The organism is Gardnerella sp. KA01000 (assembly GCF_049244035.1).
GTDB classification, from domain to species: Bacteria; Actinomycetota; Actinomycetes; order Actinomycetales; family Bifidobacteriaceae; genus Bifidobacterium; species Bifidobacterium leopoldii.
The window spans coordinates 159,425-175,347 of record NZ_CP058367.1 but is presented as its reverse complement, the minus strand read 5'-3'; the positions used below and the strand labels follow the sequence as shown (position 1 = coordinate 175,347).

At 42.4% G+C, this 15,923-nt stretch carries 9 protein-coding genes; 1 reads left to right on the top strand and 8 read right to left on the bottom strand.

The genetic code is table 11. The annotated features are described in order from the left end of the window. Positions 1-18 precede the first annotated feature (18 nt). From HXT58_RS00690 to HXT58_RS00655, 8 genes are all read right to left on the bottom strand, one after another. Positions 19-2,652 (bottom strand): KUP/HAK/KT family potassium transporter, encoded by a 2,634-nt coding sequence (locus tag HXT58_RS00690; protein ID WP_032835175.1) that lies wholly within the window; start codon positions 2,650-2,652, stop codon positions 19-21. A gap of 164 nt (positions 2,653-2,816) precedes the next feature. Beyond that, complete coding sequence (locus HXT58_RS00685; RefSeq protein WP_415706109.1) at positions 2,817-3,797, bottom strand: TatD family hydrolase; 981 nt, start codon at positions 3,795-3,797, stop codon at positions 2,817-2,819. 54 nt (positions 3,798-3,851) lie between these two features. Next, complete coding sequence (locus HXT58_RS00680) at positions 3,852-5,648, bottom strand: ABC transporter ATP-binding protein (protein ID WP_415706107.1); 1,797 nt, start codon at positions 5,646-5,648, stop codon at positions 3,852-3,854. A gap of 2 nt (positions 5,649-5,650) precedes the next feature. Further along, entirely contained in the window at positions 5,651-7,465 is a 1,815-nt protein-coding gene (locus HXT58_RS00675) for an ABC transporter ATP-binding protein (RefSeq protein ID WP_033888404.1), read from the bottom strand. Between the two features lie 179 nt (positions 7,466-7,644). Then, the gene (locus tag HXT58_RS00670; protein ID WP_421775634.1) at positions 7,645-9,387 is read right to left on the bottom strand and encodes an ABC transporter family substrate-binding protein; all 1,743 of its coding nucleotides are present in this window, start codon (positions 9,385-9,387) and stop codon (positions 7,645-7,647) included. A gap of 323 nt (positions 9,388-9,710) precedes the next feature. Next, positions 9,711-11,600, bottom strand: coding sequence for an ABC transporter ATP-binding protein (locus tag HXT58_RS00665; RefSeq protein WP_415706103.1), 1,890 nt, complete (start codon positions 11,598-11,600; stop codon positions 9,711-9,713). 21 nt (positions 11,601-11,621) lie between these two features. Next, positions 11,622-12,569: an ABC transporter permease gene (locus HXT58_RS00660; protein ID WP_004104713.1), complete on the bottom strand. Its 948-nt coding sequence runs from the start codon at positions 12,567-12,569 to the stop codon at positions 11,622-11,624. 24 nt (positions 12,570-12,593) lie between these two features. After that, a complete protein-coding gene (locus HXT58_RS00655) occupies positions 12,594-13,577 on the bottom strand; it encodes an ABC transporter permease (RefSeq protein ID WP_012914500.1) in 984 nt (327 codons plus the stop codon). A gap of 562 nt (positions 13,578-14,139) precedes the next feature. Here HXT58_RS00655 and HXT58_RS00650 point away from each other — a divergent pair. After that, a complete protein-coding gene (locus tag HXT58_RS00650; RefSeq protein ID WP_032842247.1) occupies positions 14,140-15,582 on the top strand; it encodes an aminopeptidase C in 1,443 nt (480 codons plus the stop codon). Positions 15,583-15,923: the final 341 nt, after the last annotated feature.

Below are 15,923 nucleotides of genomic sequence, written 5' to 3'. Positions count from 1 at the left end.
GGCTCTTCCTTAAGATTCTTACTTAAGATTATTTTTTGCACTCTTTTCAGTTGCTGCACTCTTTTCAGATTTCATACTATTCGCATCATTGGCACGAGCAGCATCCTCCACAGCCTGCACAACAGCATGCGTTACATTCGCCGCATCGATATTTGCCCCATCTTTATTAGGCTTCTCCACGCTAACTTTTTTTGTCTCTTTAATTGGAACTGGGCTAATTTTCCCAGTATTGGCAAGTTTTTCGTTAGCAAACATCACATTAGCAGCAGCAATATCTCGTGCGTTCATAACAGCAGTCTGCTCAGCATCAGTAGGTCTGATATCTTTCACAACGTGAATATTAGTTTCAAGCGCTGAGGCACCTTGCAAAGATTGAACTGCTCGCTGAGAACAGTCTTCACGCTTCAACCGCGGAGGTCTGCGAGTAGAAACAAACAACGGCTGCACTTCAACAACCGGATTGTAAGGAGCCAAACCAAACCATTTAACAGGCGTACCAGCAACATGTCTAATTGCATATTTCATCTTTAAAGATAACGCTCCACGCACAGAAATATTAGATTCCGGCATCAACGCTTTGTGCAACAGAACATAGCGAATTGGTCCAATATCTGGATCTGCATCAACCTTCGGATACACGGATTTTTGCTGAGGAAGTTCGCCCGTGTGCGACAAGTCATGCATAATTTGGTGAAGATACGCTGGTATAGAAGGCGACACTTTAAATCCGAGTTTAATTTTTACGCGGAATAAGTAATCCGTACCGAAATTCTCTACACAATACTCACGAGTAAACGGAGCGTCATCTGTTTCTACAGAAACAGCCCACCAAGCTCTAGCACGCTTTGGATGGTCGGCAAAAATAGAGAAGAAGATTCCAGTATCGAGACGCTTCATTTCACGATCGGAAGTCAAATACACAATATTGTCAGCGAAATACGGAATACGGAAATCTCCGTGCAACTTATCTAGCACAGGTAGGAAATCTTTCGGTTTCATGTGCAAACGTTGCGAACGCTCAATTTTAGTTCCATCTTTCCAAGTGACCATAATGATCAAAATTGAAACACCGAGCAGCATAGTAAACCAGCCACCGTGCATGAATTTTGCCATGGAAGCCACAAAGAACATCATCTCAATCATGAGGAATACGATTGCAAATATGAAGGCACCAAATCGCTTCTTTTGATACCACATGTGCACTGTGAGCAAAATAGTCGTAGCAAGCATAGTTAGAGTTAAAGCTAAACCGTATGCGCCAGAGATATGTTCAGAATCGCGGAATACTGCAAGAACCGTAATAGTGGCAACACACAGCACAACATTCACAACTGGAATATACAGCTGTCCACGAGTTCTAGCAGGATATCGCACTTGCAAATGTGGCATCCAATTTAGGCTTGTTGCCTCAGAAACCATTGTGTATGCGCCTGTAATCAACGCTTGAGAAGCAATAATGCCAGCAGTAACCGAAAGAATAACGGCAACATATCGCACATTTGGTTCAAGCATTTGGAAGAACGGGTTCAAACCTTCTATTGACCATAATGCTTTATCGTTTTGATTTTTCAACATCCAAGCGCCTTGCCCAAAGTAATTCAGCAGCAAAGCAACTTTAATAAACGGCCAGGTTGCGTACACATTGCCTCTACCAACATGACCCATATCAGAATATAACGCTTCAGCACCGGTAGTAGAAAGGAAGATCACACCCATAACCGCTAATCCCTGCACATTATGCGTGCTAAACAGGAATTTTATGCCATGAATCGGGTTAAGTGCTTCAAAAATAGTCCAATCTTGGCCAATGTTCATGACACCAACCAGCGCAAGGAAAGCAAACCAAAGCATCACAACAATGCCAAATACTTTGCCAATTCGCTCAGTTCCGCGTTGCTGTACAGAGAAAAGTATGACGATTATAATAACCGTAATCATCATCGACAAATTCTCATTTTCTAAGAATATTGGCTTAAACACTGCAATAGTGCGCAAACCTTCAACTGCTGAAGAGATGGAAACTGCAGGAGTCAGCACAGAATCTGCCAAAAACGCGGCTCCACCAATCATTGCCGGTATTGCAAGCCACGCGCCTTTTTTACGTAGAAGCGAATATAAAGCAAAAATGCCACCTTCGCCTTTGTTGTCTGTTCTCATTGCAACAAATACGTATTTTACGGTTGTAATTAATGTGATTGACCAGAACAGTAGCGAAAGCATTCCGTAGATAGTCGCGCGATTTATGTTTTGTAAGCCGCCTTGACCTGCTAAAAATGTTTGCGCAGTATAAAGCGGAGAAGTACCAATATCGCCATAAACAACGCCAAGAGCAACAATTGCCATTCCCAATGTAAAACGATCGGAACTGGTTTGCAATTTTGCCCACCATCTACCTAACGGACCTCGTACTGCACTAGCAACAAGCTTTTCCGCTTCTTTTACTTCTTGCGCTTGCTGCTGAGCTATTACTTTGCGCTCTTCGCGTGTTGTCGTTTTTTTTGACACCTGAGGAGCCTTAGTAAACGAGGCAGCTCGCAATATAGCATCCTTAGTACCTTTTAAGGATTTAGTGCTTTTCTCGGAATCTTTCGCGCCGTTGCGAGGATCCTTTGTACTATCGTTTGACGGTACAGCAGTGCGTGACTTAGTCATGCTTAATTGTTCCTCCATATATGAGGCTTCTTCTTGATGCCAACAAGAAGTCGCATAAACCTCACACCTCACAGTTTTATTTCCGTACTTGGATATTGTATACAACAATAGTGCATCGCGCAAAAAATATTAAAAAATCCTTGAAAATTAAGGATTTTATATTCCTAAAATTCGTAAATTTTTCGCGTATTTTCGCGTGTAACTTTCGCTGCTTGCAATAACGATATATTTAGAACTTCAGAAAGTGTTTCTAGCGTATAAGGAACCATATAAGGCGCGTTTGGCCGTCCACGATACGGCATTGGCGTTAAATAAGGCGCATCCGTTTCAACAGTTATATGGTCTTTGCCAATAATTCGCGCAGATTCGCGTAATTCATCATTGCCTTTGTAACTTATAGTTCCAGAAAAACTTGCGTACCAACCGTGCTCTTTCAATATTTCGGCTAAATCCACAGCACCAGCATAACTGTGAAATACTGTTCGCTCAGGAGCGCCATCTTTTAGTAAGACTTTCACTACGTCTTCATGCGCATCACGATCGTGAATTTGTAAAGGTAAATTCAGCTCTTTTGCGAGCGCAATATGGTCGCGGAAAGCCTCTATTTGTGCTTCTCGCGCAGTCTCTCCCGTACGAAAGTAGTCTAAACCGGTTTCACCTATTGCCACTACTTCTTTTGGATGAGCAATTACTAGCGAGCGCAAATGTTGCATAGCTTCGTCAAATGGAATATCGTGATACGGCTTGTAAACTATCGGTAGTCCGTCAGGTCCTTGAACGCCTTTGTGACCATGTAATACTGCTTCGTTTGGATGTATTGCTATTGCTGCACGAACTGAATTTTCATGCGTTTGAGCAAACTTAATCGTCGACTCCCAATCTGGATATTCACATCCGACTTCTAGCATGTGTGAAACGCCTGATGATTTTGCTTGAGCAACTAAATCGTCTGCAGTAGGTTCCGCTATTAAATCGCGACCTTTTTCTGCTAATTCTTGATTCAAATTATGTGCAAAATCCACAACGCTAAGCATGTGCGTGTGATCGTCTGCAATTGTTATGCCTTCTTGTAGCAGATTTTCCCATACTGCAGATTGCGCTGCTAAAGCCGGCGCCCAATTATGTTCGCGATGATGTTTACTCATATTTTTAAGTCTACTCGCAAACTCAACTGTCAATTTTTATTGAATGATAAGTATTTATAAAACTGCTTTGCGAATTGCATCATATTGCGATTTTACAAGACGATAATACGCTCCTCTTGCCTCCATAAGCTCGTTATGAGTGCCTTTTTCAACAATTTCTCCATGATCGATTACACAAATCAAATCCGCATTCTCAATCGTCGAAAGCCTATGCGCTATTACAAAAGATGTGCGATTTTTAAGTAATTGAGCTAATCCTGCCTGTAATGCTTCTTCTGTACGAGTATCAATATTACTTGTTGCCTCATCTAGAATAAGAATTCGCGGATTCGCAAGCAATACTCGCGCAAACGATATAAGCTGACGCTGACCTGCAGAAAGAGTGGCTCCGCGCTCTTCAATTTCAGTATCGTATCCGTTCGGTAATCCTTCAATAAATTCGTGAGCATGAACTGCGCGCGCTGCATTCTCAATTTCTTCATCAGTGGCATCGAGCTTCCCATAACGGATGTTCTCGCGTACGGTTCCACTGAAAATAAAGCTATCTTGCAACATTACGCCCATTTGTTTTCTAAGAGATGCGAGCGTTACTGAACGTACATCGTACCCGTCTATAGTAATCGAGCCTTCTGAAACGTCGTAGAATCTAGAAAGAAGACTTACAAGAGTTGTTTTTCCTGCGCCAGTAGGTCCCACAAGGGCTACAGTAGTGCCAGGATTAACATGCAAATCAACCAAGTTTAATATTGGTCTTCCACCTTCTTCGTAACGGAAAACAACGTCGTTTACGTCTACTTTTCCTTCGATTTGAGGCAATTGAATAGCATCTGGCTTATCTACAATATTTGGCTTAATTCTTAAAGTTTCAAAAATTCGCTCCAAATAAACTGAGCACGTTACAAGTTGCGTGTAGAAGTTTCCAATATTTACTACAGGATCCCAGAAAGTAGTCGAATACCAAACAAATGCTATAAGCGTGCCCGTGCTCACGTTCATTGCACCTAAGTTTGCTATGCCAGCGTAATACAAAAGCGCTATTGCAGCGGTTTCAATAATCGAAGCGCCAGGCCAAAGTAACATTTGCACTCTAACGTTTCGCATCCAAGCACTTCTTACTTCTGCTTGTTGCTCTTGGAAAGTAGCGTATGCCGTAGCTTCTCGCGCAAAAGTTTGCGTTGTTTTTACTCCTGCGATTGATTCGTGCAAATACGCATTTAAATTACTTTGTTTATTTGATAACTTTTTAGACGCTTTTCTTTGCAAAATTTGTAAAGTTCGCGTCCAAATTATAAATATTGGGAATAGCGCCAAGCTCCACAAAGCCATTCGCCAATCTATAACAAACATTGTTATTAATGTAATAATAAGCACAAAAACGTCGGAAAATACGTTAATTAAACCAGACGAAAGCGTGTCAGAAAGCGTATTGATGTAGTTTACGATGCGAATCAGAATTTTCCCATGCGGACGCGAATCAAAATAATCAAAAGATAATGATTGAACATGCGTAAAAATATCGCGTCGCATGTCTTTGATTATCATCTGGCCGATGCGCGTAATTGCTAAAGTTCTGTACGCTAAACCAAGCTCATACAATATAATGAGCAGTGCGAATACGGCAATAATTGTATATAAATAATTGACGTTTTTCTGAGACAATACAACGTCGATTAGCGTTTTCGTAATCATTGGCATCGCTGTCATAATGATGCTGCCGCTAATAACTACCATAATTACGAATAGAAGTTTAGTAGCATACGGCTTCATATATTTTCTAACGCGCATAAGTTCGTGCACGTTTATGTGTTCTTCTTGACCTTCGTCTTCACGATAAGTATTACGTTGTGCCATTTCTACTCCCCCTTCGTTTCGAATCCTGCAGACCTGCCAGTTTTAAAGCCAAGTTGCTTTCTATAGATCTCCCAATACCTCCCGTGCGCTGCAACAAGCTGAGCATGCGTGCCGCGTTCAATAATTTTCCCGTGATCTAGCACAACAATCATGTCTGCATCTTTAACGGATGAGATTCTGTGCGCAATAGTGATTATTGTGCGCGTGCCATCAAGCTTTTTCAGCTCCTGCTGAATATGCTCTTCCGTTTCCATATCTACAGCAGAAGTTGTATCGTCCATAATCAAGATTGCAGGATTATTTGCCAACGCTCTAGCTAAGCTCAAACGCTGCTTTTGCCCACCAGAAAGACCTACCCCACGCTCGCCTACTACTGTTTCATAGCCTTCTGGCATATCCATAATAAAATCGTCTGCTGCAGCAATTGTTGCCATCGTGCGAATGGTATTATCTAATTCCTTACAATTTTCTTTAGTTTGAGGTAATCCAAAACTAATATTTCCTGCAATAGTGTCCGAAAATAGGAATGTTTCCTGCGCAACTATGCTAACTTGGTTACGAACAGTTTCTAACGGCCATTCGCGCACGTCTTTTCCGTCAATTAAAACACGACCACGCGTAGGATCATAGAATCTTGCTATAAGACTTACGAGAGTTGATTTGCCGGAACCAGTTTCACCAAGAATACCCAGTTTGCTTCCAGCAGGAACGTCTAAATCAATATCTTTTAAGATTGGAGAGTCTTGATCGTCTGGGAATGAAAAATCAACATGCTCAAAAGTAATTTTACCTCTAATTTTAACGGTTTCGTCCGCTTCTTTTGGATGTCTAATATGCGATTCTTGCGTAAGAAGTTTGCGAATATTCACGCATCCTGCGTTAAAACGCTGCCAATCATTAATAAGCCAGCCCACCATTCGTACAGGCATGTGTAGCATCCAAAGGAAGCTATTAAAAGTGACGAATGCACCTAAAGTCATGTTGCCATTCAAAACAAGCCATCCGCCGAAACCAACTGTTATAAGCTCAAGCACAAAACCCATGCCATCGAGCCAAGGCATGTATTTTTGAGTATTTTTTGCAAGCGTAATATTGCAATTAAAGTAGTCTTCGTTGCACTTATCGAATTTCTTAGTTTCGTAATCCTCACGCACGAAAGCTTTTACTACGCGATTCCCCTCGATATTTTCTTCCACCATTGAATTCATGCGCGCAAAGGATTCACGAATTGCAAGGAATTTCGGTCTAGCTTTTTTGCCCATAATTTTTGCGAGCAGAAACAAAAATGGCGTAATTGACATAAGTGCTAAAGCGAGCTTCCACTGAATTGAAAACATTATAACCAGCGCTAGCACGAACATTACTACACAATCTAACGCCATATACGAAACCCAACTTAAAATATGACGAATCGCGTCAGTATCCGATGTCATACGACTCATAATGTCGCCTGTGCGCGTGTGATTAAAGTACGTAAAATCGAGAGAATGAAGCTTTTCGTACTCGTCGCTCACCAGGCGATACACGGCATTTTGACCAAACTTTTCCATTAAAAGCTGGTAAATATACCTTGAGCCAACGCGAACAATCATCATTGCTACCATCAAAACGCATACGCTTATAAGCAAATTATGCTGTTTGCCAATAATGATTTTGTCTACAATAAAGCCCGAAAGCAACGGCATTGTCATTGCCATCGTGTCATTGATAATAAATAGAAAAATAGCAAGCCAAACTTTCCACATGTCCGGCTTACAGTATTGCAATACCCAGCGCACGTTACTCGCATCTTTGCGTTTATTCGGATTGACGTACATGCGCCAGCTTCTCCTTTGTTTCCGATTTTGCTTTTTGAGACTTAATTTTAAATTTATACTATTTTCTCACATTAGCATACACAAAAAGATGTGGCGTGTAGCCAAAAGACTACACGCCACATGCTATAAGTTAAGCAATCAGCTTAGTAAACTTGCGCGAATTATCGCTACAAATTTACTTACTTCTGCCAGCCCATATCCTCTGGGTAGGTGCTTGCGTAACCAGCAGGGCCGTTGTTAGCAAAGCCCTTCTTGAACACCTGGTAAATAGGAGGAGCAGAAACTGGAAGAGTTCCGTAGAGTGCGAGAGCTGCAGACTCTGCCTTGTTTGCATAATCAGTCTGTTCCTTGTAATCGTAGGTCTTGCCAATCTTGTTGAGCATAGCATCAATCTTCTTATTGCCAACGAGACCGAGGTTGGAATCGCTATCAGACTTGTAAACCTGGCTTGCTGCAGACAAGAAGCTCAATGGAGATGTGGACTGCCATGCCAATGGAAGCACCTGGTACTCGTGCGAAGCAACAACCTCGGAGAACTTAGCAACAGCATGGTTCACAGTCTTGCACTTAATTCCAGCCTTCTTCATCATGGCCTGGAATGCGTTAGCAAGAGCTGCCTGAGTAGAATCATCGCCGAAGAAGGTGAAGGAAATCTCAAGAGTCTTGCCATTCTTGGCGTAGTAGCCATCTTTGCCCATCTTGTAGCCAGCAGCTTCAAGGGTCTTCTTAGCGTTTTCGGTGTTGTACTTTCCGTCAGCAGGAAGATTGTTCTTGTAGCCAGCCTGGAACATGGAGAGAAGCTCAGAACCTGGCTGCTCGCTCTTCCAGTTCATGCCCTGGAACTGAACCTTGTTGTATGTAGCAACGTCGAATGCCTGAACAACAGCCTTACGAACTGCGAGTTCGTTAAGTGGCTTGGACTTAGCGTTGAAGTTAAGCACGCGAACCTTGGTGCTGTAGCCGTAACGGAGCTGAGCGCCCTTAACGCTACGAGCAGACTTGATTGCGTCCTTAGAAGAAATGGTATCGGTTACAGCATCGATTTCACCGTTCTGGAAGGCGTTCAAAGCTGCGGTATCTTCCATACGCTTTACAACAACCTTATCGAGCTTTGCCTTCTTACCCCACCACTTTGGATTGCGGGTGAAGACAACCTGATTTTCGGTTGCGGATTCAATCTGGAATGGACCTGCACCCCACTCGTTGTGAGGATTGTTTACCCAACCCTGGTTGAAGGTCTTAACGTCACCGGCCTTTGGATTAACCAGTGGAGCGAAAAGCATTTCCCATGTTGCGCATGGCTTCTCATAAGTCACTATAACCTGCTTTGGAGTGGAACCTTGTTCAACACTCTTGATGCAGTCATAGCCTTCAGTACTTGGGACGGAGTAATCCTTGTTCTTTCCGTTCAAAGCCTGCCAAGTAGCCTTAAATGCGGTGTAGTCGATTTCTGTGCCGTCGTTCCACTTGGCCTTTGGGTTCAAGTTGTACTGAACAACGAGTGGCTTATCGCTAACCTTCTTAACGGAAGTGATGTAGTCAGGGTTGTACTTAAGCTTTTCACCCTTAACGGTGTCATAAGCCATAAGATTTGGCTGGTAGAAGCCCCACAAAGTAGCCATGTAGCCAGAGTTACCATCGTTAGAAGCGTAATTCCAGTTTGGACCGAGAACAGGAAGAGCAACGGTGTAAGTGCCGCCGTCCTTAACGTTGTCACGTGCCTGTGGGTTATCGTAACGCTTGTTGACATCTGGCATTGGAAGTTCGCCAGTGTAAGAAGTGTCAACACCAGCAGCTGGCTCTTCAGTCATACCTGCTTTACCAGCATTGTTAGTAGCACCGCCGCAAGCGCCGAGCAGCATTGCAACAGAAAGTGCAGCTGCGGCAAATACAGTCAGTTTACCTGCATTTGTATTTTTCATGATTCCTCTCATTCCCCGGATGATGTCCGTCTTCCGGTATGTTGTATGAGTATATACAACTCTATGACATTCGACAAATCGTTTTCACAAAATATTGATTTTTTTCTTTTCAACTTTATGAAAATTAGGCAAAAAAGAATAATTTATTATCTATAATGGGCAAAACAGAAAATTTTTTAGTTTATTTTGGCTAAAAAACAAAATATATTACGTTTTTTAAATTTATGTTACACAATAAAAAATCGCGCATGTTGTAATAAACATGCGCGACTAAGTAATTTATTCAGTTTGATGAAGATTAACTAAAATCAACAAGTCATGAATTACCTAACGTTGTCAAAATTATCTTCTTCAGAAAGAATAATACGCTTACGGTTCTTCTCAATTGTAGGATCCGGAATTGGCACAGCGCTAATCAAAGCCTGAGTGTAAGGGTGCTTTGGATTATCAAAGACCTCATCCGTCTCGCCAGATTCAACAATTCGACCGTGATACATAACAGCAATTCGGCTAGAAATATGTCGAACAACTGCCATGTTATGAGCCACGAACAAGTAAGCAACACCCAACTTGTCTTGCAAATCTTCAAGCAAGTTAATAATTCCAGCCTGAATAGAAACATCCAAAGCCGAAACAGGCTCATCAAGAAGCAAAAGCTTAGGATTCACAGCCAAAGCGCGAGCAATAGCAATACGCTGACGCTGGCCGCCAGAGAACTGCGTTGGGAAGCGATCAACTTGATCAGGATTCAACTCAACCAATTGCATAAGCTCAGCAATACGCTGGCGAATTTCTTCCTTCGACTTCTTTTGCACGAGCAAAGGCTCGGCCAAAATATCGTAAACAAGCATACGAGGATCAAGCGAGCTCATTGGGTCCTGGAACACGTACTGAATCTTAGAACGAAGTTCGCGACGCTGCTCACGAGTCAACTTATCGTTCAACTCAGTACCAAAAACTGTAATAGAACCAGACTCAGGCTTCTTCAAGCCCATAATCTCCATCAAAGTCGTGGACTTACCAGAACCAGACTCGCCAACCAAAGCCACAGTTTCGCCTTCACGAACCTCAATACTCACACCATCAACCGCGCGAACTTCGCCAACCTTGCGTCGCAAGAAGCCACCGCTAGTAATTGGGAATGTTTTAACCAAGTTCTTAACATCCAAAACAACTTTTCGTTGTTCACGAGGAATGCCTTCAAACATTGGCTTAATTGGCTTTTCGGTTTCCGCATGAAGCAACGAGCGAACAGTTTCGCTTTCAGCTTCAAGACCCATCATTGTGCTGTCGTCGCCGCTTTCTTCTTCAGCCATAAGCATATCCATAGTCGGCTTAGAAATTGGAGTCAAACGACGAGTGCGCTTTTGATCAACGCGAGGAACAGCACCCAACAAGCCAATAGTGTACGGCTGAGTTGGGTGAGCAAAAATCTCTTCAACGCTATTATGCTCAACCAAATGACCCGCATACATAACAATAACTTCGTCTGCAACGCCAGCAATTACGCCCAAATCGTGAGTAATAAAAATCATTGCAGCGCCGGTTTCGCGCTGAGCTTTCTTCAAAACTTCCAAAACCTGAGCCTGAATAGTCACATCCAAAGCGGTAGTAGGCTCGTCGGCAATAATAATGTCAGGATTATTGGCAATAGCCATAGCAATCATCACGCGCTGGCGCATACCACCAGAAAACTCGTGAGGGAAAGCCTTCAAACGCTCAGCCGGCTTAGTAATACCAACCAAATCAAGCAATTCAATAGAACGCTCGCGAATCTGCTCTTCAGTCATGTCAGGATTATGAATAACCAAAGCTTCCTTAAGCTGATCACCAATAGAGAAAACAGGGGTTAAAGCAGAAAGAGGATCCTGGAACACCATAGCAATATTCTTGCCACGAATCTTACTCATTTCTGCATCAGACTTAGTTAAAAGCTCCTCGCCCTTATACTTTACAGAGCCTTTAACGCTAGCGTTTTTATCCAGCAAGCCCATAACAGCCAAGGACGTAACCGACTTACCAGAACCAGATTCGCCAACGATACCAATAGTCTTTCCGCGGTACAAATCAAAATTCATTCCGCGCACAGCATGCACAGTACCAGCTTCAGAAGCGAAGCTAATTTGCAAGTCGCGTACTGAAAGCAACGGTTCGTTGTTTTGATCTTCCATCGTGGTTTCTTCCTTAATAGCGTTATTTGCAATATCAGTCATGTTTATCACTCCAAACGCTCGTTAGTCGGCCTTACCAACAGACCTAGAATATGGATCAATGGCATCACGCAAACCGTCACCAATAAGCTGCACGGAGAAGGTTAGCAAAACAAGCACTGCAGACGGCACCAAAAGCACCCACGGAGAAGTCTGCACAACGCTTTGGCCAGCATTAAGCAAAGTACCAAGAGAAGTATCCGGAGCCTTAATACCAAGGCCCAAGAAGCTCAAAGCAGTTTCGCCGTTAATCGCACCAATAACACCAAGAACCGTGTTAATAATCAATACAGAACCCAAGTTTGGAACCAAGTGGCGCACAATAATGCGGAACGAAGAAACGCCCTCGAACTTAGCTGCACGAACATACTCACGTTCGCGCAAGCTCAAAGTCAACGTACGAAGAGTACGAGCGTAACCAATCCAACCAAAAGCTGTTAAGCCAAATGCCAACCACAGCCAATCGCTACCACCACTAGAAGCACTAATGATTAAAGCAATCAGCAGGAAGGAAGGAACAATCAGCAGCATGTCCAAAAGCCACATACCAACCTGCTCAAACCATCCTTCGAAGTAAGAAATAGCAGTACCAACCAAAGCAGCAATAACTGTAATGGTAATAGAGCTAACAATACCAATGGAAAGTGAACGACCAAGTCCGCGCACAACCATTGCGTACATGTCTGAACCGCCTGGCGTAGTTCCCAGCCAATGCTCTGCAGAAGGAGGAGTTGCTAGAGAAGAAAAGTCTGGTTCGTCGTAGCTCCACTTTGAAATCTTTGAGCCAAACAAAGCAAAAAGAATCAAAATTACGAGCATAACCAAGCCCACAACTGCAGACGGGCGACGGAAGAATCGACGCGTATAAAGCGTCATCTTACCAGTGCGCTTAAAGTTGCCCCAGGCACCAGCAGTAGCTTTTCTATCTGCAGCAGATTCTTGAGGTTTTGAAGATACATCTTTTTTATTCATATCAAATTCACCTACACTGTTCTGCTAGTTCAAACGAATACGTGGGTCGAGCCAAGCAGAGAAGATATCTGCAAGCAGAGCACCAACTAAGGTACATACAGCACCAAACGCTGCAATAGCAACAGAACCGTTAATATCGTTCTGCATAATGGTCTGAACGAAGTAGCTACCAAGACCGTTAATAGCAAACACGGTTTCAGTAATCACAGCACCCGTAAACACGCCTGCAATAGAGAAGGCGACGTCAACAGCTGTTGGAATCAAAGAAGTACGCAAAGCGTGGCGGCGAATAGCCAAATTCAAAGGTAAGCCCTTAGCGCGAGCCGTACGAACGTAATCAGCATTCATAGTATCGAGAAGATACGTGCGCTGCGTTAAATGATACCCAACCATGCCAGGAATTGTCATAACAATCGTCGGCAAAATCAAATGCTGAAGGAAGTCAAGAAGGAACATGAACGGGTCAGAACCCTGGTAAGAGTGCAAACCAGTAACGTAGAAAAGTCGCACGCCTGTTGCGCGGTTAATGCTAATAGCAGCAAGCACAACCATCAAACCCAAAACTGCTGCAGGAACAACCAGCAGGAAGGTTGCGGTGGAATTAAGAACTCTATCTTGCCACTTGTACTGACGGATAGCAGTGTAAACACCAACGCTAACACCGAGAACAATGCCAAGAATTGTAGCGCCAGTAACCAGCTGAACAGATGCGCCAATACGAGACATAATTGCCGGACCAACTGGAGCCTGATCTGGGCTCAATCCCCAATCCCACTTAGTAAAAATGTTGTAAATCCAACGGCAATAACGAGTAAACACTGGAGTCTGGTCGTTAATATTTGCCAAATCCAAAGAACGGTTGATTGATGCAATAGGTGGATGCGGATGCCTAGACATGTAGTTCGAACGCGGTCTCATAAAAGCACTTGTCAAGAAATACGTCATGGATACGGCAACAAACAACATCACCACATAATTCAGGCATCGTTTAACGATGTATCGTATCATTGTGACTCTTTTCTACGACTAGCCATTTTTTACCTCCATTCGGCATCCATAAATCTTGTGATTTACAGTATTGCCGATCTAACACTCGACCTTGAAAAAGGCGTGTTTGAATCGACCCTTGTCAATCCGGACACATAATTAGTATATTTTTAGCCAAGCTATGTACAAAGAGACAAACAGAAAATATTTTTGCACAGCACTTTTCTCAATATCCAAGGGAAAAATTTCGTATATATAAGTTATATTATACATATCTAAACATGCAAAAAAGCGCAAAATATCAGTGATTTCTAGCTATATTTTTACACAAAGATATGTATTTTAAAATCAAAAAAGTATTTTTATACATACAAAATACGTTTTATAAGCAAATATAATAAATTCAAAATTTAATTACAAAAACTGAATATTTACCGAAAAAATTGTAGTTTTACTAAAATAATTAATAGTATTCAAGCAAATGCCGAAAATAGGCATAGACAAGAAACACACGCGAGACATTGAGCAGTATACAATATTTTTTATTCGTACTTTCAACTCTAAAAGGAGAATGAATAAGCTCATGGCTGAAAACATCAAAGCCGTAACTCTGGAACATGTAAAAAATTATTCCAAACATTTTAACGAACAGCGCGCAAATCTTCTCGCCGCGAATGCAGCAGTAACAAATGGTGTGCTTAAAGCCGCAACAAGCTACCAAGGCAAGCGTGCTCTTCCTCGCGAATTCTCAATAGAATTAAAACAAGGCAGCATTACCAATCAGAAGCGCTCCGGACGCTGCTGGATGTTCGCCTCACTTAATACTTTGAGATACGAAGTAATGCATAAGTGGAATTTAGACGACTTTGAGTTTTCAGAAAGCTACCTATTCTTCTGGGACAAGATTGAAAAAGCAAACGCTTATTTGGAAAATGTGCTTTCAACACTTGATGAAGATGTTAATAGTCGACTTTTTGAGAGCATTAACTATGGTCCAATCGATGACGGCGGCTGGTGGCAAATGTTCGTCAACTTGGTAAACAAGTACGGACTTGTGCCAAAGAGTGCATATCCAGATTCACAGAACTCAGTCGACTCTGATGCATTCGTACAGTACATCAATACCAAGTTGCGCGAGTTTGCATACGAATTGCGTGAAGCTCATAAGAACGGAACTTCTTTGGAAGAATTGCGCGAAATGAAAGTTCGCGATTTGGAAACCGTTTATCGCATGACGACTATTGCCCTGGGTGAACCACCTGCACAGTTTGACTTCTTCGCACGAACTAAAGATGATGATGACGATAAGAAGGACGGCGAAAAAGACGAAACCAAGAAAGATGGCGAGAAAACCAGCAAAGCTGACAAGCCAAAAACCGGCAAAGATGAGCGTCCAATGATTTGTGAATATGGAATTACTCCACTTGAGTTCGCAAAGAAGTACGTCCCAGTTGACGTAAACGACTTCGTAACAATATGCAACGCACCTATGGAACGCACACCATTCAACAAGCTCTACCAATTCAAGTACAGCACCAACGTAGCTGAAACAAAGGAAATGGAATTTGTTAACGTTCCTCTCGATGTATTCAAAAAAGCAGCTGTAGACCAATTAAAAGATGGTCATCCAATCTGGTTTGCATGCGATTGCACACAGTTCTCCTTGCGTGACAGTGGATTCTTCGATCCTGCAGTTGTGCGCGTAGATGAATTGTTTGATGTGAAGTTTACATTCGATAAAGCTCACGGTTTGGAATATATGGATTGCCCAGGAAATCACGCAATGACATTCACTGGCGTAAATCTTAATAAAGATGGCGATCCAGATCGCTGGAAGATCGAGAACAGCTGGGGCAAGGATGCTGGCGAAGACGGCTATTATGTTGGCTCAGCAGAGTGGTTCGATCGTTATGTGAACGAAATAATCATCAACAAAAAGTACCTTGACAAAGAAACTTTAGCTGTATTGGATCAAGAACCAGTAATGCTTGAACCATGGGCTCCACTTTCGAAGCGTTGCCGTTAAATAGTTACCATTAAAAATTAAGTTTGGTAACCGTGTGAGCGCAGATTGCTTTTGCAGTCTGCGCTTTTATTTTTGTTTTACTTTTTATTTTTTATTTTTCATAAATTAAAAAGAAGCCCGGCGGGAAGAGAAACCCGCCGGGGCAGAGAGAAAGAGAGAAGAAGGTTTCAATTATGGGGTTCGAAAACGAACCTCGCTAATGGCGAACCATTAACACATGTTAGTATAGCTAAACATTCGTCCAAAGAAAAGAGTTTTTCCTTAAAATTTCCTTAAAATATTTTCTTTTAGAGAACCATTTGCTATGTTTTCTAATTTTATAATTTATTTATTGAAAATTT